This is a genomic window from Clostridioides sp. ES-S-0010-02 (assembly GCA_020641055.1).
GTDB lineage: Bacteria > Bacillota > Clostridia > Peptostreptococcales > Peptostreptococcaceae > Clostridioides.
Map to the genome: position 1 here is coordinate 1,310,958 of CP067345.1, position 18,327 is coordinate 1,329,284.

Annotated in this window: 20 protein-coding genes; all 20 read left to right on the forward strand. The window is 28.4% G+C overall.

All coding sequences use genetic code 11. The features are described from left to right. Window positions 1-38 precede the first annotated feature (38 nt). Window positions 39-1,169 (forward strand): stage V sporulation protein E, encoded by a 1,131-nt coding sequence (spoVE, locus tag JJC01_06170; GenBank protein ID UDN59437.1) that lies wholly within the window; start codon window positions 39-41, stop codon window positions 1,167-1,169. A gap of 17 nt (window positions 1,170-1,186) precedes the next feature. Further along, window positions 1,187-2,404, forward strand: coding sequence for an undecaprenyldiphospho-muramoylpentapeptide beta-N-acetylglucosaminyltransferase (gene murG / locus JJC01_06175; protein ID UDN59438.1), 1,218 nt, complete (start codon window positions 1,187-1,189; stop codon window positions 2,402-2,404). Window positions 2,405-2,673: 269 nt separating this feature from the next. Continuing rightward, window positions 2,674-3,414, forward strand: a complete 741-nt coding sequence (locus JJC01_06180) for an FtsQ-type POTRA domain-containing protein (GenBank protein UDN59439.1) — start codon at window positions 2,674-2,676, stop codon at window positions 3,412-3,414. Window positions 3,415-3,436: 22 nt separating this feature from the next. Then, window positions 3,437-4,135 (forward strand): DUF881 domain-containing protein, encoded by a 699-nt coding sequence (locus JJC01_06185; GenBank protein ID UDN59440.1) that lies wholly within the window; start codon window positions 3,437-3,439, stop codon window positions 4,133-4,135. A 4-nt stretch (window positions 4,136-4,139) separates the two neighbouring features. Then, window positions 4,140-4,814: a DUF881 domain-containing protein gene (locus JJC01_06190; protein UDN59441.1), complete on the forward strand. Its 675-nt coding sequence runs from the start codon at window positions 4,140-4,142 to the stop codon at window positions 4,812-4,814. A 98-nt stretch (window positions 4,815-4,912) separates the two neighbouring features. Continuing rightward, window positions 4,913-5,266: a small basic family protein gene (locus tag JJC01_06195; protein UDN59442.1), complete on the forward strand. Its 354-nt coding sequence runs from the start codon at window positions 4,913-4,915 to the stop codon at window positions 5,264-5,266. A 189-nt stretch (window positions 5,267-5,455) separates the two neighbouring features. Then, complete coding sequence (gene ftsZ / locus JJC01_06200) at window positions 5,456-6,616, forward strand: cell division protein FtsZ (protein ID UDN59443.1); 1,161 nt, start codon at window positions 5,456-5,458, stop codon at window positions 6,614-6,616. Window positions 6,617-6,877: 261 nt separating this feature from the next. Next, window positions 6,878-8,152 carry a sugar ABC transporter substrate-binding protein gene (locus JJC01_06205; GenBank protein ID UDN59444.1) on the forward strand — a complete coding sequence of 425 codons (1,275 nt, stop codon included), beginning with the start codon at window positions 6,878-6,880 and terminating at the stop codon, window positions 8,150-8,152. Window positions 8,153-8,449: 297 nt separating this feature from the next. After that, on the forward strand, window positions 8,450-9,322 hold the full coding sequence (locus tag JJC01_06210; protein UDN60134.1) for a sigma-E processing peptidase SpoIIGA: 873 nt from the start codon (window positions 8,450-8,452) through the stop codon (window positions 9,320-9,322). A 24-nt stretch (window positions 9,323-9,346) separates the two neighbouring features. Further along, window positions 9,347-10,069, forward strand: coding sequence for an RNA polymerase sporulation sigma factor SigE (gene sigE, locus JJC01_06215; GenBank protein UDN59445.1), 723 nt, complete (start codon window positions 9,347-9,349; stop codon window positions 10,067-10,069). Window positions 10,070-10,160: 91 nt separating this feature from the next. Then, window positions 10,161-10,934, forward strand: coding sequence for an RNA polymerase sporulation sigma factor SigG (gene sigG, locus JJC01_06220; GenBank protein UDN59446.1), 774 nt, complete (start codon window positions 10,161-10,163; stop codon window positions 10,932-10,934). A 104-nt stretch (window positions 10,935-11,038) separates the two neighbouring features. Next, window positions 11,039-11,302: a YlmC/YmxH family sporulation protein gene (locus tag JJC01_06225; protein UDN59447.1), complete on the forward strand. Its 264-nt coding sequence runs from the start codon at window positions 11,039-11,041 to the stop codon at window positions 11,300-11,302. A 21-nt stretch (window positions 11,303-11,323) separates the two neighbouring features. Next, the gene (gene nrdR, locus JJC01_06230) at window positions 11,324-11,785 is read left to right on the forward strand and encodes a transcriptional repressor NrdR (protein ID UDN59448.1); all 462 of its coding nucleotides are present in this window, start codon (window positions 11,324-11,326) and stop codon (window positions 11,783-11,785) included. Beyond that, window positions 11,782-12,543 carry a peptidoglycan editing factor PgeF gene (pgeF, locus tag JJC01_06235; GenBank protein UDN59449.1) on the forward strand — a complete coding sequence of 254 codons (762 nt, stop codon included), beginning with the start codon at window positions 11,782-11,784 and terminating at the stop codon, window positions 12,541-12,543. Before nrdR ends, pgeF begins: the two co-directional genes overlap by 4 nt. Window positions 12,544-12,557: 14 nt before the next feature. Then, window positions 12,558-13,250, forward strand: a complete 693-nt coding sequence (locus JJC01_06240) for a response regulator transcription factor (GenBank protein ID UDN59450.1) — start codon at window positions 12,558-12,560, stop codon at window positions 13,248-13,250. Between the two features lie 29 nt (window positions 13,251-13,279). After that, the gene (locus JJC01_06245) at window positions 13,280-14,569 is read left to right on the forward strand and encodes a PAS domain-containing protein (protein ID UDN59451.1); all 1,290 of its coding nucleotides are present in this window, start codon (window positions 13,280-13,282) and stop codon (window positions 14,567-14,569) included. A gap of 54 nt (window positions 14,570-14,623) precedes the next feature. Further along, window positions 14,624-15,556: a YIEGIA family protein gene (locus JJC01_06250; protein UDN59452.1), complete on the forward strand. Its 933-nt coding sequence runs from the start codon at window positions 14,624-14,626 to the stop codon at window positions 15,554-15,556. A 45-nt stretch (window positions 15,557-15,601) separates the two neighbouring features. Continuing rightward, window positions 15,602-16,534 (forward strand): YIEGIA family protein, encoded by a 933-nt coding sequence (locus JJC01_06255; protein ID UDN59453.1) that lies wholly within the window; start codon window positions 15,602-15,604, stop codon window positions 16,532-16,534. Between the two features lies 1 nt (window position 16,535). Continuing rightward, window positions 16,536-16,736: a hypothetical protein gene (locus tag JJC01_06260; protein UDN59454.1), complete on the forward strand. Its 201-nt coding sequence runs from the start codon at window positions 16,536-16,538 to the stop codon at window positions 16,734-16,736. A gap of 236 nt (window positions 16,737-16,972) precedes the next feature. After that, a complete protein-coding gene (locus tag JJC01_06265; GenBank protein ID UDN59455.1) occupies window positions 16,973-18,301 on the forward strand; it encodes a DUF512 domain-containing protein in 1,329 nt (442 codons plus the stop codon). Window positions 18,302-18,327 lie beyond the last annotated feature (26 nt).

Consider the following 18,327-nt stretch of genomic DNA (forward strand, 5'->3'; position numbering starts at 1 on the left):
AACTTACTTAGATGGAAGAATGGAGGTAGATTAGTTGGATGCCTAAAGAAAATTTGAAAAAACAAATTGACATAAGGATGAAGACTGAATTTGATGGAGTAGTATTTTATACTACTATGCTTTTAGTATTTGTAGGAATAGTTATGGTGTTTAGTGCAAGTTTTATACAATCTTCATTTAAACACAATGATGCATACTATTTTCTAAAGAAAAATGTAATATATGCTATACTAGGATTTATAGTTATGATTATTACATCTAGAATAGACTATAATTTTTGGAAGAAAAATGCTACAGCAATTGGAGCTATAGCAGTAGTATTATTATTGTTGGTTTTAACTCCTTTGGGAATAGAAGCAAACGGAGCAAAAAGATGGTTAGGGATAGGTGCTTTAACATTTCAGCCTGCAGAAATTGCAAAGTTTGCTACAATAATATTAACTGCAAAATTGATTGAGAAAAATTATGATAAAATAAAATCTTTGACAAAAGGTGTTGTACCACTTCTCGTAGTTCCAGGAATATTTTTTGCGTTGATAATACTTCAACCAAATTTGTCAACAGCAGGTACTGTAATTCTAGTTACATTTGTAATGATATTTGTTGCTGGAATGGATATGAAAATTGTATTTGCTATGATAGGAAGTGGGGCTGCTTTATTTGCTGCATTAGTAATTGCTGAACCGTATAGACTTAGTCGTGTTACATCTTTTTTAGACCCATTTCAAGACCCACTTGGTAAGGGGTATCAGGTAATACAAGGTTTATATGCATTAGGTTCAGGAGGACTGTTTGGTTTAGGCTTAGGAAAGAGTAAGCAAAAGTATTTTTATATACCAGAGCCACAAAATGACTTTATATTTGCTATAATAGGAGAAGAGTTAGGATTAATTGGTTGTATAATAGTTATAATGCTATTTGTAGCCTTAGTCTACAGATGTGTAAGAATAGCTTTGAAGACTTCTAATGTATTTGCTTGTATGGTTGTCATAGGTATAGGGGCACAAATTGGAATACAAGCAGCTTTAAATATAGCAGTTGCAACATCATCAATGCCAGCTACAGGTGTAGCACTACCATTTATAAGTTATGGAGGTACCTCACTCACCATCTTTATGGGGGCTGTAGGTATAGTGTTGAACATCTCAAAGCATGTCAAAATTAATTAACAGGAGATGATGATTTGATGAAAGTTTTATTATCAGGCGGTGGAACTGGAGGACACGTATATCCAGCTATAGCTATTGCTAACAAAATAAGAGATGAACATCCAGACGCCGAGATAATGTTTGTTGGGACGGAAAAAGGAATAGAATCAGAAATAGTTCCTAAGTATGGATTTGAATTGAAAACTGTAACAGTACAAGGATTTAAGAGAAAAATAGACTTCGATAATGTAAAAAGAGTTTTTAAGCTTTTTAAAGGATTGGAACAATCAAGAAAAATTGTTAAAAAATTTAAGCCAGATGTAGTCATAGGAACTGGTGGATATGTCAGTGGACCTGTTTTATTTAATGCGTCTATGGGAAAAATACCAGCTATAATACATGAGCAAAATTCTTTTCCTGGGGTAACTAATAAGATTTTATCTAAAACAGTTACAAAGGTACTTACAAGTTTTGAAGATTCACATAAAAGATTCCCTGAGGCAGCAGAAGAAAAATTAGTTTTTACAGGAAATCCAGTTAGAAAAGAAATTTTGTTATCAAGAAAAAATATCGCAAGAAAAAATTTAGGAATAAGTGAAGAGAAAAAAATGGTACTTTGCTACGGTGGTAGTGGAGGTTCAAGAAAAATAAATGATGCAATGAGACTTGTCATTAAAAATATGGTAAATGAAGATATAGCTTTTATATTTGCAACAGGAAAAAGCTATTATGAAGAATTTATGGAAAGTATCAGTAATATAAATCTTAAACCATACCAAAAAGTAGTACCTTATTTAGAAGATATGGCAAATGCACTTGCAGCAAGTGATTTAGTTATAGGTAGTGCAGGAGCAATTTCATTAGCTGAAATAACAGCTCTTGGCAAACCTTCTATAATAATACCTAAAGCATATACTGCTGAAAATCATCAAGAGTACAATGCTAAGAGTATAGAGAAGCAAGGGGCAGGGGTTGCAATCTTGGAAAAAAACTTAACTCCAGAAAGCCTGAATACAGCCGTATTTAAACTTTTAGGAGATAGAGAACTTCTAGTTGATATGGCAAATGCAAGTAAAACTATAGGTAGACCTGAGGCTATAGACCTTATATATGATGAGATAATAAAGGTATATAACTCAACACAAAAATCAACAGCTAAGAAACCAAAAAAAGAAAAAGCTATTGAGGAAGTAAAGAAAGAAGCAGCTCCAAGTATAGAAGGTCAGGCTAAAGTAATAGGAATAAAGAAACGATAAATAAATATTTACCCCTAATTTATAATATATTAGATTTTCTAAATTATTCTAAATTAGGGGTTTATTTATGTGTATATAAGTTTTAAGTTATAAAATACATATAGTATTTTATATTTATTTTGATGAAATATCAATTTAATCCTCTTTTTTAATGTTTTATTAGATTGTTTTGTAAGAAAATGAGAAAATTTGACTTTAAATATTATATTTTTTTTGTAGGGAATATAAACTCGAAAGGTGTATTTATTAACCAAAGGGGTTGATTGTATTTGAAGAGGAGAAAGAAGCTAAATACGAATAATGTTATGATAGTTTTAGTTTTTATACTTATGCTATCTTTTGGGATATGTATTATTGTAGGGAGTGATTTATTTGATGTAAATAGGATAGATGTGATTGGAAATAAAAGAGTCACCAAGTCAAATATAATGAAATCGTTAAATGTAAGTTCACATGAAAATATATTTGCATACAATTTTAAAGACATGAAAAGTAAGCTTATGAAAAATCCGTATATAGAAGATGTAGAAATAAAAAGGAAACTTCCAAATAAGATAATTATAAGCTTAAAAGAAAAAGAAATTTTTGCGGTATTAAAGGATGAAGATAACTATTGTTATATAGATAAAAAAGGGAACTTATTAGAGGAATTAAAAGGCACTAATGAAAGTAAAAATGATTTGATAGTGGAAGTAGATTATAGTATTAATGATACAAAATCAATAAAATTTAAAAATTATAAAACTAAAGAGAGTGTATTTAAGACTTTAAATTATTTAAAAGAAGAAGGTATTTATAGAAAAATAAATTATGTAAACTTTAAAAAAGAAGGGAATGTAGATATGCTTACGAGAAGCAATATAAAAATCTTACTTTCTAATGATGATAACTTAGATTATAATATATCTAGGGTAAATAAAATTTTGATTGACCTGCAAAATAAAAATACCAATGGTGGGACTATAAATCTAAATTATGGAAAGCTAGCTGTATATAGTCCAGAAGGATAGACAATTGTAAGGAAGTGATATTTTGAAAAAAAGGTTTATAAATAAGAGTATAATTATAGGAAGTATTGTATTGGGAGTTCTCGTTAGTTTACAACTAAAAATTATTAATATAGAAAATAGAGGAATGACGACTTTTAAGAGAGGCGAGCAACTTACAGAAGAACTTAAATCTCTAAAAAAAGAAAAAGAAAATCTTCAATCAGAAATTAATAGTGTAAAAAAAGATATAGAGACATATAGAGGTAAAAGTGAAAAAGGAGAGCAAGATATACTTAAATCAGAAATAGAAAAATATGAAACTTTAGCTGGATATACAGATGTAGAAGGAAAAGGTATTGAAGTTGAAATAAATTCTACAAAAACTTTAGGAAGCTTTGATAAAAATGACAGTATACTATATAATTATGATTTATTACTGTCAATGATAAATAAATTAAATTCAGCACAAGCAAGTGCCATATCTATAAATAATCAAAGAGTAGTTTCAAATACATATATGTATTTGAAAGAAGATAAACTTTATATGAATGACACTGTTATAAAGGAGCCAATTACAATAAAGGCAATTGGTGATTCTGATACATTAGCTTCTGCGCTCAATATAAAGTATGGTATTGTCTGGGAAATAGAAACGTATTATAATGCAAAGGTAAAAGTAATTAAAGAAGATAATGTAAAAATAAATGGACATGGTGATACAGATAAAGTAGAGAGGAAATAATAATATGAAAAAGAAAATGATTATATTAGGAGCATTCATATTAGGCATTTTCATATCAACTTATATAAAATCACTGAACCCAAATAAAGTGTATATAACATTGAGCCAGACTAAAAATATTGAAAGTGAGATAGAAAATACAAATAAGGAAATAAAAAATCTAAAAGAAGCTCTTAAAAGTAACAAAAAGACTTTAGATGAATATAAGCAAGCAGAAAATAATGGAAATGAATCTATTCAAACATTAATGAAAAAAGAACTTGAAGAAGTTAAAGAGTTAAGTGGTTATTCAGCTGTCACAGGTCCAGGAATAACTATTACTATGAAGGATAGTGAAAGAGAATTAAAAGATGGACAAAATCCAAACGACCTGATTATACATGATATTGACATTCTAAGAGTTTTAAATGATTTGAAAAAAGCAGGTGCAAAAGCAATATCTATAAATGGAGAAAGAGTATTGTCAACAAGTAAGATAAAATGTTCAGGAGCAACTATTACAGTGAATGATACTACATATGGACAACCATTTATAATAAAAGCTATAGGAGATATAGATTTATTGAGTGCAGCTATAAATTCTCCAGAATCATATGCTAAATCTCTAAAGGATATATATGGGATTAATATAAAAATAGAGGAAAATAATGGAAATAGAGTGAATTTATTTGCAAAATAAAACGAAAAATACAAAAAAATAAAGAAAAAATAAAAAAAATTAATAAAAAGGATTGTAATATAGTTGTGTTTCAAAGTAAAATAAAGAGGTGAGGATTTATGATATGGATTTTAGGAGGATTGGCATTTGGTGTGGTAGTAGGTTACTACATTCCATTTACATATTCTATGGATTATTCGATATATATGTCAGTAGCTATTCTTGCAATAATGGATTCTATATTTGGAGCTATAAAATCCAGTTTTGAAGATAACTATGATAATGTAATTTTTGTTACTGGTTTCATAGGTAATGCTATCTTGGCTATATTATTGACTTATATAGGAGAAAAGTTGGGAATTTCACTTTACTACGTGGCAGTATTAGTTTTTGGGATGAGACTATTTAATAATTTATCTATAATTAGACGTTATATCATTGCCAATATTATGAATAAAAAACATAAAAATTAAAGAACTTTTGAGATATACATAAAATATTTTATACTTAAAGAGTAATATTTGACAATATAAGTAAGAAAATTAAAAAGGAAAATTTACGTTTTTGTGGAATATGTTACTTAAAGGTTAACAAAATAAAAGAAGAAAATGATATAATTAATACATACGATAACTTTGAATCATGAGATAAGGGGGTTTATGATGCTAAACTTTGACGTAGAATTAGAAGAATGTGCACAAATTAAAGTAATAGGTGTAGGTGGCGGTGGAAACAATGCTGTCAATAGAATGGTAGAAGCTCAACTTAAAGGCGTTGAATTTATATCAGTAAATACAGATAAACAAGCTTTATATACATCAAAGGCTGAATATAAAGTTCAAATAGGAGAAAAATTAACTAGAGGACTTGGTGCAGGAGCTAATCCAGAAGTAGGAAAAAGAGCTGCAGAAGAAAGTAAAGATGAAATAGTAAAACTACTTCAAGGAGCTGATATGGTATTTGTTACAGCTGGAATGGGTGGTGGTACTGGTACAGGAGCTGCCCCAGTAGTTGCAGGCCTAGCTAAAGAAATGGGTATCCTTACAGTAGGTGTAGTTACAAAACCTTTTGCATTTGAAGGTAAGATAAGAATGAAAAATGCTGAAGGTGGAATAGCTGAGCTTAAGTCAAAGGTAGATACTCTTATAACAATACCAAATGATAGACTTTTACAAATAGTACAAAAGAATACTTCAATGCTGGATGCTTTTGCAGTTGCAGACGATGTGTTAAAACAAGGTATACAATCAATTTCTGACCTTATAGCAGTTGAAGGATTAATAAACTTAGACTTTGCAGATGTTACTACTATAATGAAAGATAAAGGTCTTGCTCATATGGGTATAGGTAGTGCTAGTGGAGAAACTAGAGCTATAGATGCTGCTAGACAAGCTATCCAATCACCACTTTTAGAAACATCAATACAAGGAGCAAAAGGAGTACTTCTTAATGTTACAGGTGGTCCTAACTTAGGATTATTTGAAGTTAATGAAGCATCTACTTTAGTTATGGAATCTTGTGACCCAGAAGCAAATGTTATATTTGGTGCTTCTATAAAAGAAGATTTAGGCGATGAAATAATGATTACAGTAATCGCAACAGGATTTGAAGGTTTACAAGGTGGGATTTTAGATTTGGATACTAAGCCTAAATCAAGTATAAGGTCTTCTCTGAATACAACTGTAAAACAAGTTGTAAAAGAAATAGAAGAAGAAGAAATTGTGGTTGAAGAAAAGATAGAAGCTCCTAAAAAGGCAAGTATAATAGAAGAAGATGATGATGAGAGCATGGAAATACCTACATTTTTAAGAAGAAGAAGATAATATGTAAACTTATAAAGAAGTCAATAGACTTCTTTTTATTTTTTGTACTTTAATCTCCTATTTTTTTTAACATATTTTAATATCAAAAAAAATAGGAGATTAAAGTTTTTTCTACTGAGTATAGAAAAAAATGATAGTTATATAAATGGTTATAGTTTTTTATAATTAGACAATGACATTTTTATTTGGTAATATTAAACCTGAATTGAATTGTAAAAATTTGAGGAAAAAGAGAAATTAAAGTCTGAAAGGGGATTAAGTATGATTAAGCTAAAAAAAATTCTTTCTTTAGCCATGGTTGCTATTTTGTCAACATCACTTCTTGCTGGATGTACAAAAAAAGAAGAATCTAAAGGCAAAGATGGCAAAGAAAAATTAGTTGTATGGTCTGCACCGTTAACAGATCATGATGCAGATGCATGGAAACCAATACTTGAGAAATTTGAAAAGGAAAATAACTGTGAAATTGAATTCCAAATAGTACCATGGGATAATTATGCAGAAAAATATGCTACTGCAATCAGTGCAGGTGAGGGGCCAGATATAGGGTATATGTATGCAGAAATGTTTCCTCAATTTATAGAAATGGGAGCAGTTGAAGATTTAACTCCTTATTTAGAAAAATCAGGAACTTCAGATAATTATTTATACTTAGATAATGCAAAAATGATGGGTGGAATTTACGGTTTACCTATAGAAGCTGCTAATCCAGGTGTATTATACTATAATAAAGATATACTAGAAAAATTGGGAGAAAAACCTCCTAAAACGTGGGAAGATTTTAAAAGAATATGTGAAAAAGCAACAAAAGATACTGATGGAGATGGAAAAATAGACCAATGGGGTCTTGCACAAGGTTGGGGTTCTAAAGTGTTTGGTAGTTTGAACTGGAACTGGTATCCATATCTATGGCAAGCTGGTGGAGATATATATAATGATGATTTAAAATCAGTTAAATTTAACAATAAAGAAGGATTAAAAGCTGCAAACTTTATAAATGATATGAAAAAATATATACCAGATAATGCTTTATCAAAAGACAGTAATGAGATGGTTGAAAGTGTATTTGGACCAGGAAAAGCTGCATTTACTATAATGCTGTCTTCTGCTGCTACAAGTACTTTTGATAAATCATTCCCAGACTTAAACTGGGGATATGTAACTTCATTAGAAGATAAAACAGTTGGTAGTTTTGCCTCAGTAGATGATTTAACTTTAATGTCAGCGTGTAAAAACAAAGAACTTGGATTTAAACTTCTTGAATATATGTTAAGCAAAGACTCAATGGAAGCTTTCCATAAAGAGATACCAAGAGCACCAGTTGCTAAAGGTGAAAAATATCAAGGAGATCCAAGATTTGAAGAAATGGTAACAAAAGATAAAAATATGTACAGACCATTAACAGTTGGACCTCATGGAGTAGAAATATATGAACACTTATGGAAACAACTTCAAATGATGATAGCTGGAGACAAAACTCCAGAACAAGCACTAAACGAATCTGCAAAATATGCAAATGAATTGTTAGCACAATAATTTAATTTTATATTTGATTTATAGACTATGCAATTTAATTTTATACAAGTAAACGATTTACTTGCTATATTATTAAGTCGCATAGTCTTTTTTTATGGAAATATTCCAAAGGTAGAGTTGAATAACTTCTACCTAGATATATTGAATTCTACAAAAAAGTCTATTTCTTTGATGCTAAAAAAATATCTTTTGACGACATAAAGTATAAGACATATATCATTGTTATTTTTAAATAGAATTTGTTTTGGATTCGACTGTCAAAAGTGACATAAAATTTTGTACATACTATCTTATAATATGTTTAAAGGTTTTAAGGGGGGATACATGGTGTATATTGAGTACTATGTTATAGAAAACCTAGTAATAAATTATATTATTATAAGTTGTACTTCTATTCTTACTAAAAAATATAATCCTAGAAAAAATAAGTTGCTGGGGGCTAGTTTAGGAGGAGCCTACTCTGTTGCTTATTTATACCCATCAATGGATATACTATTTACAGTGCCATTTAAAATAATAATCATGAGTATTATAACTTTAATTTCATTTAGGACTAAGAGCAAAAAAGATTATGCTCATGTAGCATTAGTTTTTTATTTAGTAAATATTTTTATTTCTGGAAGTACTTATTTTGTAATTTATTTTACAGGAATAAGCCATTTAAAAATATCTTTTTTAATTGCATGTACTTATGTAAGTTGTGAACTATTAAAGTACATTTACAAAGACTTGAAGATGCTTAAATACATCAAAGAGCTTACGAAGACCATAAATATAAACTTATTAGAAAAAAGCTTTTGCTGTAAGGCATTAGTTGATAGTGGAAATTTATTAAAAGACCCAATAAGTCAAAGTGATGTAATAATAGTCAAATCAAGTGTATTAGAAGGATTGATTCCAGAAAATCTATTAAATATTAACTATGAAGATATAGATATGAAAAAAGCTCAGGAAATTATATGTAGTTTAGATGACAGAACTTCAGGGAGAGTTAGAATAATACCTTATAAACATGCTGGAAGTAATAAGACAAGCATAATAATTGGTCTAAAAGCTGATTATGTAGAGGTAGATGAGCAAAAGATAGGAAATATAATACTTGGTATTTCAAATTTTAATGATAGAGAATATGGGGCAATAATGAATCCAAATATATTGCCTGGATTCTAGCTAAAAATTTAAGGGGGACAAAGGATGTTACGATTAAAAGAAAGAATCATAAGCTTTATTACGATGTTAGGTATTAAATTAAAAATAATAAAGCCAAAAGGAATATACTATATGGGTGGAGCCAATATTCTTCCTCCACCACTAAAACCAGCAGAAGAAATGGAACTTTTGCAAAAGCTAGAAACTGATGAAACCGTAAAATCAATTTTAATAGAAAGAAATTTGAGATTAGTAGTCTACATATCAAGAAAATTTGAAAATACAGGGATAGATGTAGAGGATTTAATTTCTATAGGGACTATAGGTTTGATAAAGGCAGTCAATACTTTTAAATTAAATAAAAATATAAAATTAGCAACCTATGCTTCGAGATGTATAGAAAATGAAATACTAATGTATCTAAGAAAAAATAATAAAAAGAAAACGGAGGTATCATTTGATGAGCCTTTAAATATAGACTTAGATGGAAATGAACTTCTATTATCAGATGTTTTAGGTACAGAAAATGATGAAATATATAAAATAATCGAAGAAGAAATAGATAGAGATTTATTGGTTATGGCACTTGACAGATTAAGTGACAGAGAAAAGCAAATTATGGAATTAAGGTTTGGACTTATAGATAAAGGTATTGAAAAAACACAAAAGGAAGTTGCTGGAATGCTTGGAATATCTCAATCCTACATATCTAGACTTGAAAAGAAAATAATTTCAAGATTACAAAAAGAAATGAAAAAATTTGTATAATGCTAAATTAATTCTTCTTAAAAAGTATAAAAAAATTGGAAATGTAAATAATTTCAATAGATGAATACTTTTTGAGAGAGGACTGAAATGTATGCAAGTTAATAAGGTTGAAATATGTGGTGTTAATACATCTGAACTTCCAGTTCTTAAAAATAAGCAAATGAAGGAACTTTTATTACAAATAAAAAGTGGTGATGAAGAAGCCAGACAACAATTTGTAAGAGGAAATTTAAGGTTAGTCTTGAGTGTAATAAAAAAATTTAACAACAGAGGAGAAAATATAGACGATTTATTTCAAATAGGTTGTATTGGTCTTATAAAAGCTATAGATAATTTTGATTTAAGTCAAAATGTCAGATTTTCAACTTATGCTGTTCCTATGATTATAGGAGAAATTAGAAGATACTTAAGAGACAATAATCCAATCAGAGTTAGTAGATCATTAAAAGATATAGCATATAAGGCACTACAAGTTAGAGAAAGATTAATTAGAACAAATTCAAAAGAACCAACAGTATCAGAAATAGCAAAGGAATTAGAATTAGAAGTAGAGTCAGTTGTAATGGCACTTGATGCTATACAAGATCCAATATCTTTATTTGACCCAGTATATCAAGATAATGGAGATGCCATATTTGTAATGGATCAGGTTCAAGACAAAAAAGATACTGATGAAAACTGGTTGCAAGAAATATCACTTAAGGAAGCTATTAAAAAATTAAATAGTAGAGAAAAGTTGGTATTAGATTTAAGATTTTACAAAGGAAGAACTCAGATAGAAGTTGCTGATGAAATCGGTATATCTCAAGCACAAGTATCAAGAATTGAAAAAAATGCTTTAAAAAATATGAGAAAGTATGTATAAGTAATCCATGGAATGTAAACATAATTTTAAATTTAAATGACCTATATAGGTCATTTTTTTTTATCCAAATACATATTTATTTTTAAAGGAAGGGTGAGTATAATATGATTAGAGTTTCTGATATAATGGAAAAAGAAATTATAAATGTAAAAAATGGAAAAAGGATGGGTTTCATAATCGACATAGATATGGATATTCATGAGGGAAAAGTAGTCTCATTTACCATTTTTGGAGATGGAAGTAGAAGTTTTTTTTCAAGAGGAGGGGATGAAGAAGTTATATTTTGGAATGATATACTTAAAATAGGTTGTGATACAATAATAGTAAATATAGGTTCAGAATTAAGCTTAGATGAATTTGATATATAGCTAAACAAAGGAGGAATACAGATGCAATGTCCTTATTGCAATTATAAAGAATCAAAGGTAATAGATTCTAGACATACAGATTTAAAATCTATTAGAAGAAGACGTGAATGTGAATTATGTAAAAAGAGATTTACTACTTATGAAAAAATAGAAACTACTCCTTTAATGGTTATTAAAAAAGATAATAGTAGAGAGTATTTTGATAGAGAAAAAATAAAATATGGACTATTAAAGGCATGTGAAAAAAGACCTGTATCTGTTGAAGATATTGAGAATATAGTTGTACATATTGAAAATGAAATAAATAAATGCTTTATAGAAGAAATCGAAACCAAAAGAATTGGTGAAATGGTAATGGATAAATTGAAAGATTTAGATGAAGTTGCCTATGTAAGATTTGCTTCTGTGTATAGACAATTTAAAGATATAAATACTTTTGTAAATGAACTTAAAAGTATACTAATAGAAAAAGGAGACAAATGATGAAAGATTATATAAATCTAAAAAGTGTAGAAGATATTAAAGAGTATGTTAACTTAAGTAGCAATTGTAAAGAAATTGATGAAAAATTAAATTCTATAAATCTAGTTATAACTTGTAAAAATATAGATGCAAAAAGTAAAGAAGACATGTTAAGGGTTTGCAAGGAATGCGATTTAATGTTTGAAAATTTAACTAGTAATTCTCAAATACATTCAGACATAGTTAACATAGTTAGTAGAGAGAATATAGGACAAAAAATAGAAGGAGATGCACTTATAACAAACTTAGAGAAAGTACCACTTTTATTGTTTACAGCAGATTGCGTACCTATATCAATTATAGATGCTAAAAATAAAGCCATAGGACTGGCACATGCTGGCTGGAAAGGTACTTTTAGTAATATAGGTCACAAAACAATAAAATTGATGTCTGAGACTTATAAAACAGCTCCTGAAGATTTGATATGTATAATTGGACCATCAATTGGACCTTGTTGTTATGAAGTTTCTGAGGAGTTAGTAGAAAAATTTAACACAATTCTTACAAATAATGATGAAAAGTTCTATATAATAAAAGAGGGAAGTTACTATTTAGATTTATGGAAAATTAATGAGTATATGCTGAGATGTAGTGGAGTCAAAAAAGAAAATATAATAAATTTAAATCTATGCACTAGTTGTAGAGCAGATGAATTCCACTCTTATAGAAAACATAATAAGGCATCAGAGCGAATAGGAACGGTACTACAGATAAAATAGAGAGGAGCTTTTTAATGAATACTAAAGTGCTTGTTATAGACGATGAAATGCATATAGTTGAGCTATTAAAATTCAATTTGGAGGTGTCAAACTACGAAGTTAGTTATTCATATGATGGATTTGATGGATTTATAAAAGCTAAGGAAGTTAAACCAGATTTAATACTTTTAGATTGGATGCTACCAAATATAAGTGGAATAGAAGTATTGAGAAAAATAAGAAGTGATAAAGACTTGAAAAATATTCCTGTTATAATGCTTACTGCTAAAAATATGGAAAATGACAAGGTTGAAGGGCTTGAAGTAGGTGCTGATGATTATATAACCAAGCCATTTAGTATAAAAGAATTGTTAGCTAGGGTTAGCTCTGTTTTAAGAAGATATAACTTAACTAGTACAGGCGAAGAAAATAATATACTTACCACAGGTAATTTAAAACTAGATTTATCAAAACATGAAGTTACTAAAGGTTCTGAAAAGATAGAGTTAACACTTAAAGAGTTTGAACTGTTAAAATTATTAATTCAGAATAAAGGTAAAGTACTTTCAAGAAACTATCTTTTAGATAAAATATGGGGCTATGAATACTATGGAGAAACTAGAACAGTAGATGTCCATATAAGATATTTAAGAAAAAAAATAGAAGATGAAGATAAATCAGAAAAATATATAGAAACTATAAGAGGTGTAGGATACAAAATAGATTAGAAAAAGTTATATTTTAGGAGTGTTATCTTGTGGAAGAATTAAATAGCATATATTTTTTTATTGTTATGTTGTCTATAGCCATTGTAATATTGTCTGTAAGATATACAGTAACACTGAGAAAATATTTAAAAGAGTTTATATACGTTTCAAAAAAAGTAAGTAACAAGGAATTTCATGCTAGGTTGAATATATCAGCTAAAGGCGAATTAGGCGAATTAGCCAGAAATTTTAATCATATGATAAAAAATATGGATGATACATTGGAAGAAGTACAATATAAACATTTACAATTAAGGTCTATATTAAAGAGTATATCTCATGGAATTTTAGCTATAGATGTAAATGGAAACATATTATTGATAAATGATGAAGCTAAAGAAATGATAAAGAGTGAACCAAACAAACTAGTTGAAGGACATAATATCAATGCTGTAATAAAAGAAGAAGAAATATTAAAGCAGATACTTCAATTTATAGGTTCTAAAGAAAATGAAACTGCAAAGATTACTACTAAAGATGATATAGTATACAAAATAAAAGTGGATCCAGTTTATCTTCAAAATACCAATAATGTAATAATTGGCTCAATAGTAAACATAGAAGATATTACTAAAAAAGTGAAGCTTGAAAATATGAGAAGTGATTTTGTTGCTAATGTAAGTCATGAACTTAAAACACCACTTACATCTATAAGTGGATTTGTTGAAACGTTAAAATCCAATGAAAATATAGATGCAAACACTAGAAATAGGTTTTTGGAAATAATAGAAAGTGAATCAGACAGATTAAAAAGATTGATTGACGACATATTATTATTATCATTTGTAGAAAATAAAGACACTCTTCTAATGGAAGATGTTGTAATATACGATGTATTTAGAGAAGTATATGAAATAACTCAACGTTCAGCTAGTGAAAAAAACATAGAAGTTTTATATAAATGTGATGATAAATCAATAAACATACTTTCTAATAGAGATTATATCAAACAAGTATTTTTAAATTTAGTTGATAATGCTATAAAATATACTCAAGATAATGGTATTGTACAAGTGGTAGTTTTAAAAGATGAAGAAAAAATAATAATCAAAGTTATAGATAATGGTGTTGGAATACCAAAAGAAGATGTAGAACGTATCTTTGAACGCTTCTATAGAGTAGATAAAGCAAGAAGTAGAGATGTAGGAGGAACGGGTTTAGGATTGGCTATAACGAAGCATATAGTCAAATCATTAAATGGATGTATAAAAGTAAAAAGTGAACTTGGTATTGGTAGCGAATTTATTGTTACAATCCTACAAAAAAATTTCCTTAAATAGAAGGAAATTTTTTTTGTTTTTTGCACAAACTATATAAGAGAAGGAGCTGAGAAAATGGAAGAAAGCTTATTAGGTGCCAATTTATTTAGACACTCTTTTATAGTAGCAGTAATTATAGGAATATTATGTAGAGGATTAGTTTTAAGAGTTACAGACAAGCAATACCCATCGAGACCACAAGATTATTTAGAGCAAATAATAATATCAGGGCTTTCAGCTTCATTGGGTGCAATAGCATTACCTGCACTTATAGATAAGGAGTTTGCAGCATTAACATTTTTTGCAGTAGCGATACAACAATTTCAAGGTCTTGCAGAGCAGGAAAGAATAACATTAAAAAATATAGACAATGAAGAATTAGTACCAAAGGGAGATGCTTATGTAGAAGAAATAGCATCTACGTATGAATCTAGAAGTTATATCAGTCTTTTTTCTGCATTAGTATCTTCTATAGTTTATATTACTGTTTCAAAACGATATGACCTTAGCTTTATTTATTGTACAATACTAGCTGTTATAGCAGGAGCTTTGGTTGGTTTAATTTTTAGAAGGTTTCTAAGACGAAATAGTATAGCAGATATAGCAGATATAGTTCCTGCTGAAGTAAGTTTTGAAGGGCCTATTTTAAAAGTAAATGGTGTAATAATAACCAATATAGGTTTAGAGAATACAAGAGAAAAATATAAAAATGAATGTTTAGCTATAGAAATTATACCAAGAGATTTGGGTGCATTTGGGATAGTAAATGATATAGGACAAAGACAAGCTATAATACATAATCTATTTATTCATATGGGTATAGATAAAGATGTAGATGAGGTTGATATTGTAGCTATATCTAAAACTAACTTAGAAAAAAGCACTGTGGTTATACCATATATACCAATAATCAAGGATATAGATGTAATGATAGATGTAGTAAAAAGTACTCCTATCATAGAGACATCAAAAGGAAAACAGAGTGATTTTTCTAGAAAGACTTTGTAGATTTATAAGTGAACATTTTATATTAGATATTTTAGGAGTGATTTAATGGATAGAGTATTTTTTGTTGCAGTTATTATTGGTATAACATCAAGAGTTATAATGTTGAATTTAGACCAAAAACAGTACCCTACACAACCAAATGTTTTACTATCTCAGCTCATATTAGCCTTTGTTGCTTCGGCATTAGGAGCATTACTAGTTCCAGCTCTTATAAATCGTTCTTATACATCGATAACATTTTTATCTTTGGCAGCAGAACAGTTTAGACAAGTAAGAGCAAATAGAAGGAATACATTACAAAACTTAGAAGAAGTTCAACTTGTAAAAAGAGGAGCTGCATTTATAGAAGAGATAGCTAGAACTTATGAAGTAAGAAATTATATGTGCATAGTTACATCTTTTTTAACAATAGGATTATATTATGTAATTATTGAAGAAACTAAAATAAGTGAAGGTATGAGTTTGATAATAAGTTCAATTTGTGGTTTATTATTAGCTTTCATACTTAAAAAACTTCTTACTAGAAAAAGTATTGGAGATATAGCTGATGTAATGCCTGCTGATATTAGCTTCGTAAATGAATCTATATTGAAGGTGGGAGATTTAAAAGGAATAACAAATATAGGTCTAAAAAGTGATAGAGAAGTATATATTAATAGAGGTGTAGGAATACAAATAATTCCTAAAAATAGAGATTATGCTAATGCAGGAATATTATTTGATTCGGGTCAAAGACAAGCTATAGTGTACAATATATATTCAAGATTAGGTTTATATGGAGATTATGAAGAACCTGCATTTGTACCATTACCTAGACGAAATAAAGATGATGAAAGTATAATGATTGCTTATTTACCAATAGATAGGAATGTTGAAAAGGTAATGGAAGCTGTAAAATCATGTCCAATACTTTCAAGTTCTAAAGGTAAAAACTTATCACTGAAAAACTATAAAATAGGAAAGAAAGGAAGTGCATAAAATGGGAATGGATATAGGTCTAAATGAATATACCCTAGCAATAGTTACACTAGATAAAAATATGAGAAATGGTGGAGGTTGTCCAATATTTTATGCAAATGATGAAAAAGACTTGCAAAATAAGGCGATGCTCATGTCAAAGTGTGTAGGTGGAATGGTTCACGATATGACTAATGGAACATTAATAATAGTAAAGCATTAAAACGATAAGATACTTTTAAGAGCAAATAATGTTCAAATTTATAAAATATTTAAATTTGAATATTATTTGTTTTAATCTTTTTATAGCTATTTACTTATATTGACTATTAGAATTAAAATGTGTTATTATGACATGAAATGTTTAAAAATGCTATTGTAAAATATAATAAAGTAATAAACTGTATATGAAAATATATTATAATAAATATTGATGAATATAAAAGAGTGGTGAAAAAAATGGAAGTAAATGTAAAAAAAATAAATAATATTATAAGTAAAGTTTACAAAGATAGTATTGCAGAAGAAATAGGTATAGAAGTAGGAGATTTACTTATATCTGTAAATGAACAGCCAATACATGATATAATAGAGTATAGATTCTTACTAAGTGATGAGTATTTAGAGGTAGAGATACAAAAAAAAGATGGCGAAGTCTACATATATGAGATAGAAAAAGACTATGATGAAGATTTGGGTGTTGAATTTACAAATCCAATAATTGACCAAGCTAAAAGTTGTAGAAATAAATGTATGTTTTGTTTTATAGACCAATTGCCAGAAGGAATGAGAGAAACACTTTATTTTAAAGATGATGACTCAAGATTGTCTTTTTTACAAGGAAATTTTGTTACACTTACAAATATGAGCGAAGAAGATATAAATAATATAATTAAATACAGAATAAGTCCTATAAATATATCTGTGCACACAACTAATCCAGAATTAAGACAAAAAATGATAAGTAATAAATTTGCAGGAAAATTATATGGTATAATGAAGAGATTGGCAGATGCTCATATAGAGATGAACTGTCAAATTGTTTTATGTCCAGGTATAAATGATGGAAAGGAATTGGATAGAACAATAAAAGAATTAGCTCAACTTTATCCATATGTAAATAGTGTTGCTATAGTTCCAGTTGGAATTACAAAGCATAGAGAAAATTTAGTAGAATTAAATATATTTGATAATAAGGGTGCAAGTAAAACTATAGAGCAAATACATGAAATACAACAGATATATCTTGAGAAAATAGGAACTCGATTTGCATTTTTATCAGATGAATTTTATATATTATCTAGTAGAGAATTGCCTGGATATGAAGAGTATGAAGGATTTTTACAGTTTGAAGATGGTGTAGGTATGATACGTAAGTTAAAAACAGATATTGAAGAGTATCTAAACACATTGTCTGAGAATATTCTCAAAAGAGATAAAAAGGTATCAATAGCTACTGGACATTCTGCATATGAATTTATACAAAGTATGGCAGATGCTATGATGGACAAGTTTAAAAATCTTCAAATAGATGTTTATGAAATAAAAAACAAGTTTTTTGGAGAAACAATAACAGTATCAGGCCTTTTAACAGCTAAAGATTTAAAAGAGCAACTTGAGCATAAGGAATTGGGAGAAGCTCTTTATATAACAAGAAGTATGTTAAAAGCAGATGAAGAAATTTTCTTAGATAATATTGAACTAAATCAGTTAGAAGAACTTATGAAAATAAAAATTATCCCATGTTTAAATGAAGGAAAAGATTTTGTGGATAAAATTTTAAAATAGAAAACAAAAGATGGAAGGAGAAACAA